Raw genomic sequence first — 17032 nt, 5'->3', positions numbered from 1 at the left:
TACCGGGGCCGCCCGACGAGCTCTTATTGAAACACAACTGATGCTCTAGCTGGAGGTCACCACCGGCGGGAGATCACCGGTTGACGTAGCGCCGGAGGTCGACGTTGAGGATCAATCCGGTGGCGATGCAGCACATCAGGGTGAAGGAGCCGCCGTAGGAGAGAAACGGCAGAGGAATGCCGGTGATGGGTACCAGGCCTACCACCATGGCGGTGTTGTAGAGGATGTGGAAGGCGAGCAGGGACACCAGGCCGGTGACCAGGAAGATGCCCGCCCGGTTGCGAGCGCGCAACGCGATGCCGGCGGCGCTGAGCAGGTAGAGGGCATACAGGCCTTCCACCACCACCACCCCGGTAAAGCCCCACTCCTCCGCCAGGACGGCAAAGATGAAATCCGTGTGGCGGGCCGGGAGGAAGCGCAGCTGGCTTTGGGTGCCTTGCATGTAGCCTTGGCCCGTCAGGCCGCCGGAGCCGACGGCGATCTTGCTCTGGCGCACCTGGTAGCCGGCGCCCAGGGGGTCGCTTTCCGGCTGCAGGAAGGTCACCACCCGCTGGCGCTGGTAGTCGTGCATGCCGAAGGTCCACACCCCGGCGCCGAGCACCAGCCCCAGGAGCACGGCGACGACGATGGTGCGGCCGCGGACGCCGGCGACGAAGAGCATGCCGCCGAGGATGGGGCAGAACATGGCGGCGCTGCCCAAGTCCGGCTCCAGGGCCACCATGGTCACCGGCACTCCGGTGATGAGCAGCGCCATGAAGATGTCCTTGAGGTGCAGGCGAGGTTTCTTCAAGCCGGCGAAGAATCGGCTCAGGAGCAGCGCTGTAGCTAGCTTGGCGAACTCCGAGGGCTGGATGCTCAACGCGCCGACGCCGAGGCGGCTCTGGGCGCCGCCGGCCTCGCGGCCTACCAGGAAGACCAACAACAAGAGCACCAGCCCCAGGCCGTAGAAATAGGGCGCTGCGTGGAGCAGCTTGTGGTAGTCCACCGCCAGCGCCAACACCAGGGCGAAGACGCCGAGGCTCAACCACACCGCCTGGCGGGAAAGGTAGTCGGCGGAGAGCTCGGCGCTGGCGCTGTTGACCGTCGCCAGCCCGATGAGCCCGAGGAGCAAGCCGGAAACCAGCAAGCCCCAATCGATGGCCGTGAGGTGGCGGAAGGTGCTCTGGGCGTCAGCCAGCGGCAGCAGGCCGGAGCTGGTCCTGGAAGTACTTCTCATACAGTGCTCGGGCGATGGGGGCGGCGGCTTGAGAGCCCTTGCCGCCGTGCTCGACGAAAACGACCACCACCAGTCGGGGGTCGTCGAAGGGGGCGTAGGAAGCGAACCAGGCGTGGTCCCGCTGGTCCTCCGGTAATTCGCTGTTGTCGGTCCAGGTCCGCTGCGCTACGACCTGGACGGTGCCGGTTTTGCCCGCTACGTCCAGACCTTCCACTGCCGCGGACCGGCCGGTGCCGTTGATGTCGTTGACCACCATCCACAGGGCTCGCTGGACCCGTTCCAGGGCCCGGCGGTCGAGATCCACCGGGTCGACCCGGGGCAGGGCTTGGTCCAGACGAAGGTGGGGCGTCACCGGTCGGCCGTCGTTGGCCACCATGGCCATCATGCGGGCGACCTGCAAGGGAGTGGTGAGGAGTGGTCCCTGGCCGATGGCCACGGAGATGGTCTCGCCGGGGAACCAGGGCGAGCGCCGCACCCGCAGGCTCCAATCCTTGTCCGGCACCACGCCTTCCTTCTCCCCCGATAGATCGATGTGGGTCAGCTGCCCGAGGCCGAAGCGTTCGGCGAAACGGGCGATGCGCTGGATGCCCAGGCGCTGGCCCAGATCATAGAAATAGATGTCGCAGGATTTCTGGATCGCTTCCTCGAGGTTCACCCAGCCGTGGCCGGCCCGGCGCCAGCAGCGGAAGCGGTGATTGTAGAAGCGCACGGCGCCGCCGCAGAAGACTCGATCCTGGGGCGACACCGCCCCCTCGTTGAGACCGGCGAGACCGAGAACGATCTTGAACACCGAGCCCGGGGAGTAGGTATTCTGGATCGGCCGTGTCTGGAGCGGGTCGTGGGGGGCCTCCAGCAGGGTTCGCCACTGGTCCGCCTGGAGCCGCCGGGAGAACAGATTGGGATCGTAAGACGGCGACGAGGCGAGGGCCAGGATGCCCCCGTCCCGTGGGTCCAGAGCCACCACCGCGCCGACTTGGTCCCGCAGCAGCTCCATGGCCTCCTGCTGGAGCTCCAGATCGAGGGTCAAGTGCAGGTTGCTGCCCACCGTCGAAGGCTCGCGGCCGAATTCCTCCACCAGCTTGCCGCGGCTGTCCACCACCACCACCCGTTCGCCGTCCTCTCCCCGCAGCTCCGCATCGTAGGTGCGCTCGATGCCCCGGCGACCGATTAGATCGCCGGGCTCGTAGGTGCTGTCGGCGCGGGCCAGTTCTTCCTCCGTGACCTCGCCCAAATAACCCAGCACGTGGGCGGTGGTGGGGCCGTAGCGGTAGAGTCGCAGCTGGCGCACCTGAATCTGGAATTCCGGATGCTCCAGGCCGGCGGCTTCGATGCGCGCCAGCTGGGTCATGGAGAGGTTCTCCGCCACCGTCACCGGAGCGAAGCGGTGTCCCGGATGGGGCCGCTCCAGCGCGGCCGCCAGCTCCTCCGGCGAGGTCTCCAGAATGCCGGCGGCGAAGCGCAGGCTGGCTTCGAGATCGCGGGTGTGGTTGCGGTCCAGCTGCAGGTCGTAGCTGGGCACGTTCTCCACCAGCAGATGCCCGTTGCGGTCGTAGATCAGTCCCCGCAGAGCCTCCACCGGCTGGCGGCGCAGCCGGTTGTTCTCCGACAGCGAGCGATATTGCTCACCGTGGACGATCTGCACCACCCAGAAGCCCGCCAGCACGAAGCCGTGGAAGAGCACGAGAGCGCCGATGAGCAGGCGCAGCCGTCCCACCAGATGCTCGCGGTTCTCTCCTACCCGTTCGGCGTTCATCGTTTTGTCCTCAAGATCTTAGCGCTCCTTGCCAGCCAACTACCCCAGCTTGATGGGAGATCGACGGGTGAGGCGGCGCTGCTCCCGGAGGCGCTGGAATCTCCGACCCGTCAGATAGAAGAGCAGGCCCAACAGCGAGCTGGTGGCGACCCGCAACGCCAGCCAGGGTAGCTGGGGCAGGTCCGGATTGGGAATGGCCATCCAGGCGAGCAGCACCAGGGAGGCCTGCTGCACCGTCGAGGCCACCGCCATCACCGCCAGCAACCCCAGCGGGTGCCGGGTGATGAGGCGGTGCACCACCACGGCGGTGAGATAGCCGGCGAGGGTATTGGCGAAGCCGTAGAGGCCGAAGGGCTGGCCACTGAAGGCATCGAAGCAGAGGCCGCAGATGAATCCTCCCAGCATCCCCGGCCCAGTGCGCCCGTCGAGGGCGTTGAGCATGGTGAGGACGATGAAGAGATCGATGGCCCGGCCGAAATAGGGGCTCAACTGGACCCCGGCGAGATGTACGACCAACACCGTCACAAGGCCGATGAGAAACGCCCGGGTGCTCACGGTGTGGCCTCCTGGGGCGTGGCCTCGCCGGCGCCGCCGGGCTGGGCCTCCAGAATGCGTTTCGGCACCGCCTGGCGTTCCAGCACGTAGGCGTGGTCGAGGGTTCCGAAGTCCACCGCCGGTGCCAGCCGGATGCGGTGGAAAAGATCGGTGCCGGTCTCCACCGAGGCGACGGTGCCGATGGGCAGGCCGCGAGGGAAGATGCCGTCGGTGCCCGAGGTGACCACCCGGTCCCCCAGGCGGACGTCGCTTTGCTGCGGCAGATAGGCTAGCTCCAGCTCGCCGTCGCCGGTACCCCGCACCATGCCCTGGCGCCGGGTCCGCTGCACCAGCGCTCCGACGCTGGCGGCGCGGTCGGTGATCAGCTGGACCTTGGCGTAGGGGCCGGTGACCAGCACCACTCGCCCCACCAGCCCGCGGGACGTGAGCACCGCCTGGTCGACGGTGAGGCCCTGCTGCGGTGCGTAGAGCACCAGGGTGCGCAGCCACGAGGTATGGTCGACGTAGACCACGTCCGCCACCCGATACTCGCCCTGTTGGGGAGGGTCATAGCTCACCGCTTCCGCCAGCTGGCGCACCTGACTCTCCAGCTCCTGGAGGCGTTGCAGCTGGCGATGCAATTGCAGATTCTCCTCCCGCAGGCGATCGTTCTCCACCTGCAGGGTGCTGCGCTGGCGCAGGTTCTCGCCGAATTGACGGGTGAGCTCGACGCTGTGGGTGACGCCCCGGGAGACCGGGGCGAGCACCGCCAGAGCAGCGGCCTCTAGGCGGCTGGTGCCGGAGCCGGCGGCCTGAAGGGTCACCATCAGGGCCTGACCCAGCAGCAAGAAGAGAAGCAGCCACCCGGTCCAGCGGTCGTTCACGCTACTGAATGGAGACCTTGCGCAGCAGTTCCATGTCCTCGAGCATCTTGCCGGTGCCCAGGACCACGGAGGCCAGAGGATCCTCCGCCTGCACCACCGGTAGGCCCGTGGCATCCCGCAAGCGCTCGTCCAAGCCCTTGAGCAACGCGCCGCCGCCGGAGAGTACGATGCCCTTGTCCATGATGTCCGCGGACAGCTCCGGCGGTGTCCGCTCCAGGGCCTGGCGCACAGCCTCGACGATGGTAGAGACCGGCTCCGCCAGCGCCTCGCGGATCTCGTGATCGGTGATGGTCAGAGTCTTGGGCACCCCTTCCACCAGATCCCGACCCTTGATCTCCATGCGCAGCTCTTCCTTCAGCGGATAGGCGGAGCCTAGCTCCCACTTGATCTGCTCCGCCGTGCGCTCGCCGATGAGCAGGTTGTACTTGCGCTTCAAGTGCTGGATCACCGCCTGATCCATCTCGTTGCCGGCCACCCGCACCGAGCGGCTGTAGACCGTTCCCGCCAGGGAAATCACCGCCACGTCGGTGGTGCCGCCGCCGATGTCCACGATCATGTTGCCGGAGGGCTCGGTGATGGGCAGGCCGGCGCCGATGGCGGCCATCATGGCCTGCTCCACCAGGAAGACTTCGGAGGCGCCAGCGCGCTGGGCCGAGTCCTTCACCGCCCGTTTTTCCACCTGGGTGATCTCCGACGGCACGCCGATGACGATGCGGGTGCGAGTGATCATGCCCATGCGCTTGCCGTGGGCCTTCTTGATGAAGTACTCCAGCATGCGTTCGGTGACCGCGAAGTCGGCGATGACACCGTCCTTCATGGGGCGGATGGATTCGATGTTGCCGGGAGTGCGGCCGAGCATTTCCTTGGCCTCGCTGCCGACGGCTTCGATCTTGTTGGTGAGTTTGTTGATCACCACCACCGACGGTTCGCGCACCACGATGCCGTGGTTCTGCGTGAACACCAGGGTATTGGCGGTCCCCAGGTCGATAGCGAGATCCTTCGAAAAATAGCGGAGTATTCCAGCCAGCGGCATTGCCGTTCAGTCTTTCTTGGTTGATGCGCGGCGAGGTCTCCCCGGCGCCACGACTAGATTCAGAAGTTGTCCACGTAGAGTCGGATGGGGCGAACGGTTTCGTTGCCGTAAGCGTCTTTGGAGCGAACTTCGACGAAGCTCCAACCATTCTCGTGGACCTGCACGGTTTTGGTGAAGGTGCCGTTGGCGGCGACCTTCACCGGCTCTCCTCGCACCGACACGGACGCCCCCGGCTCGGTGGCGCCGGAGACGATGAAAATACTGCCATAGGCTTGGACATCGTTGAGCGCCAACGGAGGCGGCTCCGTGTCCTGCTCCAGGCCTTCGCCGGTGGCCGCCGACGAGATGCGGAACTTGCGCAGCTGGCTCCACGGCCCCCGCCGGCCCTCGCCGTCGATGGCCGCCACCCGCCAAACAAAGCTGCCGGCCCCGCGCACCCCCAGGGTGGCCCGCTCGTTGCGCCGATCCGCCGTGTCGATGATGTTGTCGACAAAGAGCGGGCTGCGGGAGATCTGCAGCGCATAGCGGTCGGCGCCGTACACCGTCCGCCAGGTCAGCACCAGGGGCTCGTCGTCGCTCAAAGATTGCTCGTAGCTGTCCCGGGGGGCCTGGGGGATGGGGGCTTGGGGAATGGCTCGGGGCTCGGACAGCCGGCCGCGCTGCTGCACCACCTCCTGAAGGGCCGCCACCTGCTGGGAGCCGCCGTCGTCGGTGTCCACCTTGAGGCCTCCACGGTAGGCGGCGAAGCGGCCGGATCGGGAGGTCTGATCGTAGGCGACGGTGGCGGACGACTCCTCCTGCACCTCTGCCTGGGCTCCCGGGGTGGCGACCCGGCTTGCCTGGCGCGCCGTCGACAGGTCTACCCAGCCATACTCCATGCGGATGGTCTGCCCGGGCGATCCTCCCTCTCGATTGCTCGACACGTAGAAGAGAGTGTCCGGCCGCACCGTGTACAGGGTGCCGTCGATGAACATGATCTCCGCCGAGCCGTTGGACGAGGTGCGCAGATAGTAGCCGTCCCGCAAGCTCACCCGAATGCGGGCGTCTTCCCACTCGCCGACCTCTCCGCGGCGGAACTCCACCCGGCCGGCGACGGAGATGATGTGGGCTTCACCGCCGGACCCTTGGTCGCTCAAGGCATTGAGGATCGACGACAGGATGGCGACACTGCGTTCACCGTTCTCCAGGGCGCTCTCGAACTCATCGCGGGTGTATTGCTCGCGGGCCTGCTGCAGGGTTTGGTTGGCGTCGTCGTATTCGTCCCGAAAGGCGCTCAGGTCTTCCTGGGCCTGGGCCTGCTCGCTCAGGCTGCGCGCCTCCTCCAGCGTCTCGCGGGCGGCGCGCTCCATGGCGTAGGCCTCCCAACGGTGCCAGCCGAGGACGCCGATGACCGCCGACGCGGCAAGGAAACAGAAGATGATCCAACCGCGCAGGGTGTCGACGGAGATGCTGTACCATCCCGTGCTTCGGCGATGCTCGCCGGCGAGGCCGTTGCTCGGCTGCTGCTGGTCGATCAGGGCTGCAGGTCCTTGTTCATGGCTTGTTGTCAGGCTGGCTCGGGTCCGACTTCTCGAGTTGTGGCCTTCCGGGTCGAATTACGGCGTTTCGGATCTGGTTCGGCCTGATCCGGATTTGTTTCGGGAAATTCGCCGAATCGATGCCTCAGCAGGTCATCGAAGGGGTTGAATATAGCACACCCTAGAAGGCGGAACCTGCCGGAAATACTGGCGTTTTCGCCGTCCCGCTGCTGACAGCGGGGGCGCGGCGGTGGAGACCTCAACGGCTCGGGGAAGCAGCGCCTGCGTCAATGCTTGCTCGCCTTCGCCTGGCTTGGTACAGTCGCGGGTCTGTCTATTCTGCGAGGCAGTTAAGGAGAATTCCATGCTCAAATTATTTCGCGACAACCTGAAGTCGCTCAGCATCGTTCTTTGGTTCGTCATCGCCGTCTTCGTGCTGCTGGTCTTCGCCGAGGTCGGCGTCTTCACCCCCAGCGCCGTCGGTGGCCCCAACGCCCCCGCTGCCACCGCGGATGAAGGCATCTCGGTGACCTTCGCGGAGTATGAGCGGGCCTACCGGCCTTTGGAGAGCTCCTACCGCCAGCGTTTCGGAGACCAGTTCACTCCGCAGCTGGCGGATCAGATCAAACTGCAGGCGGTCAATCAGGCCCTCGATTTCAAGATTCTGCTGCTCGAGGCGCGCAAGCTCGGTCTCCAGGTTTCCGACGAGGAGCTGCGGGAGACGGTGCTCGGCTACTTCCAGGACGAGAACGGGAACTTCGTCGGCGAAGAGCTCTATCGCCGGGCCCTGCGCAGCAACGGCTTCGCGACCCCGGCAGACTTCGAAGAGTTCGTTCGCGAGGATCTGCTGCGCCAAAAGCTCGTGGACGTGATGCGCAGCTCGGTCTTCGTCAGCTCCGAAGAGATCGAGGATCTCTTCCGCACCCGCACCGAGCAGGCCAAGGTGCGCTACCTGCGGGTGCGGGACAGCCAGTTCGCGGACCAGGTGGAGATCAGCCAGAGCGATCTGGAGAACTACTACCAGGAGCACACGGCGGAGCTCCAGCTGCCGGAGCAGCGCTCGGTCAACTACCTGCTGGTGGACAAGGTCCAGCTGCGGGATCAGATCGAGATTCCCCAGGAAGAGATCCAGGCCTACTACGACGACAACCGCGACTCGTTCTCCACGGAGGAGCAAGTGCGGGCACGGCACATCCTGGTGCGCACCGAGGATCGCTCCGCCGAGGAGGCCCGGGCGCTGCTCGAGGACGCCCGCCGCCGCATCGAGGGGGGCGAGGACTTCGGGGCCGTGGCGCGGGAGGTCTCTGAAGATCCCGGCTCCCGGGACAACGGCGGTGATTTGCGCTTCTTCGCTCGTGGCCGCATGGTGCCGGAGTTCGAGGAGGCGGCCTTCAGTGCCGAGCCCAACCAGCTGGTGGGCCCCATCCAATCCCCCTTCGGTTTTCACCTGCTGGAGGTGACCGACCGTCGCGAGGGGGGGCTGCGGCCTTTGGAAGAAGTCCTGCCCCAAATTCGCACCCGCCTGCTGGCGGACCGCCTCGACACCGTGGCCGAGGAGCGCGCCGGTGAGCTGGTGGCGCGCCTCAAGGACATCGAGGCCCCCACCGTCGACGCCCTGCGGGAAGTGGCCGACGAGCTCGACTACGTCACCCTCAACAACGCTGCCGCTTTCGGTCGTCAGGGCTTGATCCCCGGCGTCGGCCGCTCTGCCGAATTCTCGGACGCCGCCTTCAGCCTCGAGCCCGGAGTCCTCTCGGATCCGGTGCAGGTACCCCGCGGTTGGGCCGTGATGATGGTCGAGGAAATCCAGGAGCCCCGCATGCCGGAGCTGGCGGAGGTCGAGAATCAGATTCGCCAGGAGCTGCGTCTGGAGCGCCAGCACGAGTTGGCCACCGAGCGCATCGAGGCGGCCAAGAGCTCTCTGGCGGCCGGGGAGAGCTTCGAAACCGTGGCCAGCGAGCTGGGAGTGGAAACTCGCGAGAGCGAGCTGTTCAACGCTTCCGGCACTCTGCCGGATCTGGGGCCCGCCGGCTCGAAGGTAATCGGCGAGGCCTTGCAGATGGACGAAGGGGCGGTCGGCGGTCCGGTGGACGTGCCGCAGGGCGTCGCCCTCTATGTGGTGACGGAGCGGGTCCGGATGGATCCGTCGGAGCTCGAGGGGCAGCGCGAACAGCTGCGCGAGCAGCTGGAGAACGAGAAGTTCCGGCGTTTGCTCACCGCGACCCTGGCCCAGCGCCACCGGGATCTGAACGTCGAGTACACCAAGTCCTTCCTCGACCGGGTCGAGGTGGAACCCCAGGGAATCTGATTCCCGCAGCCATCGACCTCGCTCTCTACCGACGCCCCGCCGAGTCATCGACGGGGCGTCGCTCGTTGGTCGGGTAGAATCCATCAGCGATGATCGGCTATCTCAAGGGCATGGCCCTCCGCCTTACCACCGAAGAGGTTCTGCTCGACGTCTCCGGCGTCGGCTACCTGGTGCACATCCCCCTTTCCACGTACTACGAGCTGGAAGGCCGGGGAGAAGGGCAGCCGGTGGAGCTCTACATCCACACCCATCTGCGGGAGGACGCTCTCACCCTCTTCGGTTTTCTCACCGAGGAAGAAAAGAGCCTCTTCGAGCGTCTCATCGCCATCAGCGGCATCGGACCGCGGCTGGCGCGCAACATCCTTTCCGGCTCCACTCCGCAACAGCTCGTCTCGGCCCTCGCCGCCGGTGACGTGGCCCGGCTGACCAAGACTCCCGGAGTGGGCAAGAAGACCGCTGAGCGCATCGTGTTGGAGCTCAAGGACAAGGTGCAGGAGCTGGCCGCCGGCTTGCCTGAACCATTGGAGTCGGCTCCCTCGGTGGGGGACGATCTGGTCTCCGCCCTGGTCAATCTCGGTTACCGGCCCAACCAGGCCGAGCGGGCGGTGAAGGAAGCCCGGGAGGACATGCCGGAGGCGGAGTTCCACGAGTTGCTGCGTGCCAGCCTCAAACGGCTCGCTCGTCTGTGAGGCCCACTCTTCCTCGACCGACGCTCTGCTTTCCTCGACCCAGGCAAGGCTTTCCTGGGTCCAGGCAGGGGCGTTCCGCCTGATTGCCGATACAATACACAGCCATGGAACCCACCTCCAGTCGCATCCTGTCGGCCTCCGCCGAGCCTGAAGAGCTCGGCGTCGAGCAGACTCTCCGGCCCCATATGCTGGAAGAGTACGTCGGGCAGGAGCGGGTAGTGGACAACGTGCGGCTGGCGGTGAAAGCCGCCCGCCAGCGCCGTGAGGCATTGGACCACGTGCTGCTCTTCGGCCCCCCCGGACTGGGCAAGACCACTCTCGCCAACATCATCGCCCACGAAATGGGCGTGCCTCTGCGCTCCACTTCCGGCCCGGTTCTCGAGCGCGCCGGCGACCTGGCGGCGATCCTCACCAACATGGAGCAGGGGGAGGTCTTGTTCATCGACGAGATCCACCGCATGGGTCCTGCGGTGGAGGAGATCCTGTACCCCGCTCTGGAGGATTACCGCCTCGACCTCATCGTCGGCCAGGGGCCGGCGGCAGATACCGTCGAAGTGCCCTTGAAGCGCTTTACCCTGGTCGGCGCCACCACCCGCGCGGGGCTCATTTCGGCGCCTCTACGGGCGCGTTTCGGCATCGTCCACCGGCTCAACTTCTATCGTCCCGATGAGCTGCAGATCATCGTCCAGCGCTCCGCCCGCCTGCTGGACATCCCCATGGAGCAGGCCGGTGCTTCAGAGATCGCTCGGCGCAGTCGCGGCACCCCGCGGATCGCCAATCGCTTGCTGCGGCGGGTGCGGGACTTCGCCCAGGTGGAGGGCCGGGGGGTCGTCGACCTCGACACCGCCCGGGGCTCCCTGGCCATGTTGGAAGTGGACGAGCACGGATTCGACGAGTTGGATCGCAAGATCCTCAGCGCTCTCATCGAGCATTACGGCGGTGGGCCCGCGGGACTGCGGGCGTTGGCGGCAGCGGTGGGGGAAGACCGCGGAACCCTCGAAGATTTTCACGAGCCCTACCTGATCCAGGAGGGTTTTCTCCAGCGAACGCCTCGAGGCCGGGTCGCAACCCGGCGCGCCTACGAGCATCTCGGCTTCCCCCCGCCGGCAGGCTCCTCGACCCCTCTCTTCTGACGGTCGACGCTTTCTCGGGTTTCCCATTTTCGGGTTGTCATTTTCTCGGAGGACTTGGTGCGGCGGGCTGCTCTGATCTACAACCCCATATCCGGCCGGCAGCGGGCGGCGCGGCGTCTGATGCCTTTGCTCAAGGCGTTGCGCGGCGCCGGCTACAAGGCCGAGCCCATGCCCACGGAAGGTCCCGGCGACGCCACCCAGCTGGCCTCCGGCGCCGTCGCCGGTGGGGACTTGGAAGCTGTCTTTGCCCTCGGTGGGGACGGCACCGTGCGCGAGACGGCTGCCGGGCTGGTGGGGAGCCGCGTGCCCCTGTGTCCTCTCCCCGGTGGCACCACCAACGTGCTGGTGCGCAGCCTTGGGCTCCCCGGCCGGGCGCTGGCGGCGGCGCGGCGGGTCGGCCGCCTGGTGCCTCGGGACTTCGACGTCGGCATGTGCTCCGGTCAGCCGTTCCTGATGATGGCTTCTTGGGGCCTCGACGCCCACGTCCTGACCCGCCAGAATCCCGCCCTCAAGGCGCGCTTCGGTCGGGGCTCCATCGCGCTACAGGGGCTGCGGGAGTGGTGGCGCTATCCTTATCCCATTCTCGAAGTCGAGGCCGATGGCAGAAAGATCGAGGCCAGCTTCGCCGCGGTGTGCAATATCCCCCTCTACGGCGGTAGCTTTCCCCTGGCGCCGGCGGCGCGCTTCGACGACGGCTTGCTCAATCTGGTGGTGCTGCGCGGCGGCGGCCGCTGGACCACGCTCGGCTTCGCTGCCTCGGTGGCCCGCCGCTCGCACCTTCGCTCCAAGGGGGTGGAGCATCTGGAGGTGGAGTCGGTGGTGGTGCGGGGGCCCGAGAACCTGGCCACCCAGGTGGACGGCGACGTGCTGCCGACCCAGCTGCCGGTGAGCGTCGAGGTCGCCCCCGGCCGGCTGCGGGTCCTGGCGCCGCCGGTGTGAGTCTTGCCGGCCAGTGTCCTGGTTGAAATCCGCTCAAACCTCGGCGCTAGAAGATCCTTCCCACCAGCGCCGGCAGCGCCGTTTCCACCCGTAAGATCCGCTCGCCCAAGTGCACGGGGCGGCAGCCGGCTCGCTCCAGGAGCTCCAGCTCGAAGGGGATGAAACCTCCCTCGGGCCCCACCGCCAGCGTCACCTCACCGGCCAGTCCCCGAGGGCAGGGCTCCTCCCCGCGGGGGTCCGCCACCAGGGCTGAGCTTCTCTCCGCCAGCGCTGGAAGCTCGTCCTCCACGAACGGGCGAAAGCGTCGCCGCACCTCGAGTTTCGGAAGCATCGTGTCGCCAGCCTGCTCCAGGCCTAGGCGCAGCTGCTCTTCGAGGGCCGTGGGCTCGAGGAAGGGGCTCTGCCAATAGCTCTTTTCGACCCGGTAGGCGTGGATCAAGTAAATGTGGGCGGCGCCTAGGCTGGTCACCGCTTGTAGCACCCGCCGCAGAACCTTCGGCCGGGGCAGGGCCAGGATCAGGGTCAGGGGAAGCTTGGGTGGCGGCTCCCTGTCGAGGCAGACCGCCAGCTCCAGCGCCTCCTCGTCGATGCGCAGCACCTCGCCGCTGCCCCGGCGGCCGCCTACCAGTCCCACCCGCAGCTGCTCACCAGGGGCCGTCCGGAGCACTCGCCGAGCGTGACGCAGCCTGCGATCCCGCAGCTCGACCCGGCCGGGAGCCCTGAAGTCTCCCTCGTCGAGCAGCAATAAGTTCATGGATGGGGTTGGCCCCGGATCCCGGGGCGCGGTCAGCCATCTCGTCAGCGAGTGGCCATGAAGTGCCAGCGCAACGGGCCCTCGAAGCTGGCGAAGACTTCGGGGCGGATTTGATCGTCCAGCTCCCGCAGCAGCGACGACAGATGCTGGCCGCGGGCGGCGCGTTCCAAGGCCTCGGCGGCGTCGGCACCGGCGCGGCTGATGTAGGTCTGCCAGATGGCCTGTCGTACCGAGCCGGTGGAAAGGGAGACGTTGGGCATCTGCCCCGCCCCTTTCTTGAGGATCGACAGCTTCTTCTTCACCGTCCGCGGGTCGTCCATGGGTAGGCGCTGCCACGGGGTGTAGGGCTTGGGCACCAGCACGCTGGCCCCCAGGTGGATGTGGCCGATGATGCCCTTCTTGCGCGCCAGCTCTTCGAGCATGATGGCCCGGGCCTCGGCGGCGAGCTCGAGGATGCCGTAGACGTCGTCCTCGGTTTCGTCCGGCAGGCCGACGATGAAGTACAGCTTGAGGTTGGGCAGGCCGCTGCGGAAGATCAGGCGGATCTTCTCCAGCAACGTCTGGTTGCTGATGGGTTTGCCCATCTTCACCCGCAGCTCGTCGGTGCCGGTTTCCGGTGCCAAGGTGATGGACTTGCCGCCGGAGGCCTTGATGGCTTCGAGCACGCCGGGGCTCACCGCCGGAATGCGAATCGAGGAAACGGAGGTGCGGAAGCCCATCTCCACGCCGCGCTCGAGGATTCGCTCGATCTCCGGATGATCGCCAACGGCAGTGGCCACGAAGCCCACCTGGTCGGTGACCTTGCGGGCCTCCTCCATGGCGCCGAGGATGTACTCCGTCGGATGCCAACGGAATTTGCCCATGCCGAAGGTGGCCCAGCAATAGCGGCATTTCTCCGGGCAGCCCCGGCTCATCTCGATGAGGAATTTGTTCGCGAACTCGGTGTGGGGGGTGACGATGGAGGTGGTGGGGAGGAACCCCGGCTGGCGCATCTGCTCAGCGCCCAGCTCCAGCTTCTTGAGCTTGTCGAGGCCGCCGAGCTCGTCGGTGGCATGGTACGCCGGAACGAAGAACCCGGGCTCCGCTGCCAGCTCCTCGATCACCGCCTCTCGCTCCGTGTGCCGTTCCAGCGCCCGCTGCAACGGCTCCAGCACGTTCTCTGCTGCCCCCAGGGCGAAAACGTCGACGAACTCCGCCATGGGCAGCGGGTTGATGGTGGCGCAGGAGCCGCCCATCACCAGCACCGGATCCCACGGCCGCCGTTCTTCCCGTCGTAGCGGAATCCCCGCCCGATCGAGCATTTGCAGCAGCCGCACGTAGTCTTCTTCGAAGGAGACCGAGAATGCCACACACCCGAATTCGTCCAGCGGCCGGTCATGCTCCACCGACAGCGGCCGATCCTCGCCGTCGCTGAAGAAGCGCTCGCACACCCAGTCCGGCCGCCGGTGCACCAGCTCGTAGGTGCGCTGGAAGCCCAGGCTCGACATGCCGATGTGGTACGTATTGGCGTACGCCAGCGCCAGCCGATACGCCCCATGCACCGGCATCTCCCGCACCGCCCGCTCCGCGGCCCGAATCTCCCGCCAGTCGTGCGGCTTCTTCTGCTTCTTGCGTCCCATAGTCTTCACTCCCGCCCCTCGTCGGAGGCGCGGTCAGCGCTTGAGCTTATACCAGCTGGGGGAAGTGTGGTTTTGGAGCCAACATCCTTGGCCAAGCCTGGGCTCGTCTAGCTGCGGGAATCTGGCGCTCCTTTTGGGTCGGCCTAGACCTCCCTTCAAGCAAGGAAATCCGGCTTTCCAATGGGGATCAAGAGTTCACTTGCTTTTAGGTCGCTGGGCAGTATTCCCTCGATGGATGGCTCTTGCCGAGAGAGTAGCCAAGCATCACGCTCATGCGTCACCGAGACTAGGGCGGGTAGGGGGTCCCCTTCACGATACAAACAAAGATCCTCGGGTCGCGAGTTGGGTGGGGCCTCAAGCCAGTCTTCTAGCGTTGGCCCTGCATGAGCCATAGGCTTGATGAGAGTGGGGCTGAATTTAACTACCAGGACCAGAGCTTGGCCTTCGGGTGATACCGTCCCGGGCCATTGGTTGCACCAGGACTTTCGAAGGACTCGACCTCTAAAAAGCTCTTGAGAGCGCTTAAGGACTTGGGGGCGGCTCAATTCCCTTCTTTTCGCGCCGTGAAAGCTCCTATGGACCACCAACAACCGGTTGACGGATCGCTCGTTCGTACACCATGTTAATAAGTCAAGTAGACGAGCTGTATGAGGGATATCCCAGCATTTCAGCGTGTGGTCTATGTTCATGTTCTTCTCCTGGGGGCCGGCTGCTACATCTAGCAAAGCAGAGACCCCAAGCAGATCTATGCCTGTAGTGAGATCCCATGCCGCCGCACTGACCAAAGCGTTGAGTGAAGCATCGCCGTATTGCACGAGTTGAGAGAGGTTTAAGCGACAATTTCTTGAAACTCCAGGAGTTCCAGAGCCCCAGCCCCGGTTTTCGCAAGACGCGATCCAGGTTTTCGCTGCTTCTGCCCTTGTACGCCAGAATAGGGCCCCTCATCTCGGTTCGTGTGCTTTTGGGTAGCGTGGCGAGATCTCAGATTTTGTTACCTTGCCGTTTGGACTCCTCCAGTATACGCATACAAATTCCACCCATCCCTTCCGGGATCCACGCTCATAAACCGCTGCAGCGGGAACGCACAGGTCCGCCCGCGCATGTAGTCCGACAGCCCGTGGGTGTCGCGCTGGTGGCCGGTGTACTTGTACTCCTGCTTGTCGCTCTGGTCGGGGGCGCACTCCGTGCCGTTGGGGTGCTGCCTCGCTTCTTGGTCGGCGTCGCTGGTGAAAACGCATGGGCGGTCCAGGTGGTCTGCGAAGAAGAAATGGCGGTCGCCATCGTGGCTGCGCCTAGTGATCAGGCCCAGGGGGCTATGGAGGAAGTCATTCTCTTGAGTCCAGACCTCGCAGAGGCTGCTCGGCTGTCCACCACTCGTCTGACATGTGAGTAGACATTTCCCTCTCATCAAGCAATAAAGCCCGGTTTTTCAGTTGCAATCAGAAGCTCACTGGTGTCCAGGTGGCTAGGCCTTACGCCTTCGATGGTAGGGCGCTGATCTGCAAGCAGCCAGGCGTCGCGCTCGTGGGTGACCGAGACGAGAGCGGGTAGCTTGGCGTCCTCACGGTACAGGCAAAGATCTTCTGGTAGAGAACTCGGTGGCCGTTCGAGCCAGTCTCCTAGGGTCGGTCCGGCCTGGGCCATGAGGTCGATTAACGAGGTGTCGAAATCGATAACTAAGACCAACGCAGTACTCCTGGAAACGGTACCAGGCCATTGGCTACACCAACCTTCCCGGAGAATTCGCCCTCCAAACAGTTGCCTAGATCGCTCCAGCGCCTCTGGGTAAGAAAGCTCTTCTTCTCTAGCACCCAAGAATTTCCTGTGAACCACCAGCAACCGGTCTACCTCTTGAGTCTTCAGGCACCAGCTGAGCAAGACTTCTAGTCGAACAGTGTGAGGGACCTCCCAGCAATCCACTGAACACTCCTTATCCCGGCATTTTTAAGTTAGAGGCCTGCAGCAAGGCCAATTAGATCCGACACCCCAAAGGGATCGAGCGTAGACGTGATGTCCCAACCCGCAGCGCTAACTAGAGCACCAGGTGAAGCATCACCGTACTCCACGAGTTGAGAGAGGTTTGGGGCAACAATGTCTTGGATCTCCTGGAGCACCAGGGCCCCAGCCCCGACCTTCGCAAGGCCCGATCCAGATTTTCGCTGGCCCTGCACCTGTACATGTACATCGGAGTAGGGCCCCTCTTGTGGATTCACATGCTCTGGATAGCCCGAGGATACTTCAGGATCCCTTGCCCTGCCATTGCTTGACAACGATGCAGCCAGCCCGTCGCGTTGTTTCTCCGACTGGACCTCCACAACTCTTTTCACTCCCGAAGCCCTCTCTGCTTCGCTAACCTGGTCGAGCGCTTCCTTGGTTTGTTCGACAGCTTGACGCCGCGACCTTGGTCGGAAAGCGGCTACAAGGGCAGTTCTCTTCTCCCGATCGGCAAGAACTTTGAGTACCTGGATTCCTTTGCGCCAAGCAGCTCTGCCCGTCGGATCTACAAGGACCAGGGGATTCCCCCGAGTGTAAGCATACAAATTCCACCCATCCCTCCCCGGATCCACGCTCATAAACCGCTGCAGCGGAAACGCACACGTCCGCCCCCGCATGTAGTCCGACAGCCCGTGGGTGTCCCGCTGGTGGCCGGTGT

General features: G+C 65.2%; 14 protein-coding genes. 4 read left to right on the top strand and 10 right to left on the bottom strand.

Annotated features, from left to right (window positions below; genetic code table 11):
- Positions 1 to 73: 73 nt before the first annotated feature.
- From rodA to SX243_02900, 6 genes are read right to left on the bottom strand one after another with little or no spacing between them, the layout of a single operon-like run.
- On the bottom strand, positions 74 to 1216 hold the full coding sequence (rodA, locus tag SX243_02925) for a rod shape-determining protein RodA (protein MDY7091902.1): 1143 nt from the start codon (positions 1214 to 1216) through the stop codon (positions 74 to 76).
- Positions 1170 to 2969: a penicillin-binding protein 2 gene (gene mrdA, locus SX243_02920; protein ID MDY7091901.1), complete on the bottom strand. Its 1800-nt coding sequence runs from the start codon at positions 2967 to 2969 to the stop codon at positions 1170 to 1172. The genes rodA and mrdA overlap by 47 nt, the downstream gene beginning before the upstream one ends.
- Positions 2970 to 3008: 39 nt before the next feature.
- Positions 3009 to 3524: a rod shape-determining protein MreD gene (gene mreD, locus SX243_02915; protein MDY7091900.1), complete on the bottom strand. Its 516-nt coding sequence runs from the start codon at positions 3522 to 3524 to the stop codon at positions 3009 to 3011.
- Positions 3521 to 4387, bottom strand: a complete 867-nt coding sequence (gene mreC, locus SX243_02910; GenBank protein MDY7091899.1) for a rod shape-determining protein MreC — start codon at positions 4385 to 4387, stop codon at positions 3521 to 3523. Before mreC ends, mreD begins: the two co-directional genes overlap by 4 nt.
- A 1-nt stretch (position 4388) precedes the next feature.
- Positions 4389 to 5420, bottom strand: a complete 1032-nt coding sequence (locus SX243_02905; protein ID MDY7091898.1) for a rod shape-determining protein — start codon at positions 5418 to 5420, stop codon at positions 4389 to 4391.
- A gap of 59 nt (positions 5421 to 5479) precedes the next feature.
- Positions 5480 to 6769: a hypothetical protein gene (locus SX243_02900; GenBank protein MDY7091897.1), complete on the bottom strand. Its 1290-nt coding sequence runs from the start codon at positions 6767 to 6769 to the stop codon at positions 5480 to 5482.
- 532 nt (positions 6770 to 7301) lie between these two features.
- Between SX243_02900 and SX243_02895 the strand changes: the two genes are divergently transcribed.
- From SX243_02895 to SX243_02880, 4 genes are all read left to right on the top strand, one after another.
- On the top strand, positions 7302 to 9245 hold the full coding sequence (locus SX243_02895) for a peptidyl-prolyl cis-trans isomerase (protein MDY7091896.1): 1944 nt from the start codon (positions 7302 to 7304) through the stop codon (positions 9243 to 9245).
- Positions 9246 to 9334: 89 nt separating this feature from the next.
- Positions 9335 to 9934, top strand: coding sequence for a Holliday junction branch migration protein RuvA (gene ruvA / locus SX243_02890; protein MDY7091895.1), 600 nt, complete (start codon positions 9335 to 9337; stop codon positions 9932 to 9934).
- A gap of 104 nt (positions 9935 to 10038) precedes the next feature.
- On the top strand, positions 10039 to 11067 hold the full coding sequence (gene ruvB / locus SX243_02885; GenBank protein MDY7091894.1) for a Holliday junction branch migration DNA helicase RuvB: 1029 nt from the start codon (positions 10039 to 10041) through the stop codon (positions 11065 to 11067).
- 57 nt (positions 11068 to 11124) lie between these two features.
- Positions 11125 to 12006: a diacylglycerol kinase family lipid kinase gene (locus SX243_02880; protein MDY7091893.1), complete on the top strand. Its 882-nt coding sequence runs from the start codon at positions 11125 to 11127 to the stop codon at positions 12004 to 12006.
- Between the two features lie 46 nt (positions 12007 to 12052).
- Here SX243_02880 and SX243_02875 read toward each other — a convergent pair whose 3' ends face one another.
- The 4 genes from SX243_02875 to SX243_02860 form a co-directional block, all read right to left on the bottom strand.
- Positions 12053 to 12760 carry a 16S rRNA (uracil(1498)-N(3))-methyltransferase gene (locus SX243_02875; protein MDY7091892.1) on the bottom strand — a complete coding sequence of 236 codons (708 nt, stop codon included), beginning with the start codon at positions 12758 to 12760 and terminating at the stop codon, positions 12053 to 12055.
- 44 nt (positions 12761 to 12804) lie between these two features.
- On the bottom strand, positions 12805 to 14379 hold the full coding sequence (locus tag SX243_02870; GenBank protein ID MDY7091891.1) for a radical SAM protein: 1575 nt from the start codon (positions 14377 to 14379) through the stop codon (positions 12805 to 12807).
- A gap of 1407 nt (positions 14380 to 15786) precedes the next feature.
- Positions 15787 to 16065, bottom strand: a complete 279-nt coding sequence (locus SX243_02865; GenBank protein ID MDY7091890.1) for a hypothetical protein — start codon at positions 16063 to 16065, stop codon at positions 15787 to 15789.
- A 263-nt stretch (positions 16066 to 16328) separates the two neighbouring features.
- Positions 16329 to 17032: RHS repeat-associated core domain-containing protein (locus SX243_02860; GenBank protein ID MDY7091889.1), on the bottom strand; the 704-nt coding region annotated here is incomplete at its 5' end.

The organism is Acidobacteriota bacterium, assembly GCA_034211275.1.
Lineage (GTDB): Bacteria > Acidobacteriota > Thermoanaerobaculia > Multivoradales > JAHZIX01 > JAGQSE01.
Note: the sequence above shows the minus strand (reverse complement) of the source record. Positions and strands in the feature narration are given on the sequence as shown.

Coding starts and splice junctions, on each gene's coding strand:
- rodA (MDY7091902.1), bottom strand. CDS start 1,216: ATGAGAAGTACTTCCAGGACCAGCTCCGGCCTGCTGCCGCTGGCTGAC.
- mrdA (MDY7091901.1), bottom strand. CDS start 2,969: ATGAACGCCGAACGGGTAGGAGAGAACCGCGAGCATCTGGTGGGACGG.
- SX243_02905 (MDY7091898.1), bottom strand. CDS start 5,420: ATGCCGCTGGCTGGAATACTCCGCTATTTTTCGAAGGATCTCGCTATC.
- SX243_02900 (MDY7091897.1), bottom strand. CDS start 6,769: ATGGAGCGCGCCGCCCGCGAGACGCTGGAGGAGGCGCGCAGCCTGAGC.
- SX243_02895 (MDY7091896.1), top strand. CDS start 7,302: ATGCTCAAATTATTTCGCGACAACCTGAAGTCGCTCAGCATCGTTCTT.
- ruvA (MDY7091895.1), top strand. CDS start 9,335: ATGATCGGCTATCTCAAGGGCATGGCCCTCCGCCTTACCACCGAAGAG.
- ruvB (MDY7091894.1), top strand. CDS start 10,039: ATGGAACCCACCTCCAGTCGCATCCTGTCGGCCTCCGCCGAGCCTGAA.
- SX243_02875 (MDY7091892.1), bottom strand. CDS start 12,760: ATGAACTTATTGCTGCTCGACGAGGGAGACTTCAGGGCTCCCGGCCGG.
- SX243_02870 (MDY7091891.1), bottom strand. CDS start 14,379: ATGGGACGCAAGAAGCAGAAGAAGCCGCACGACTGGCGGGAGATTCGG.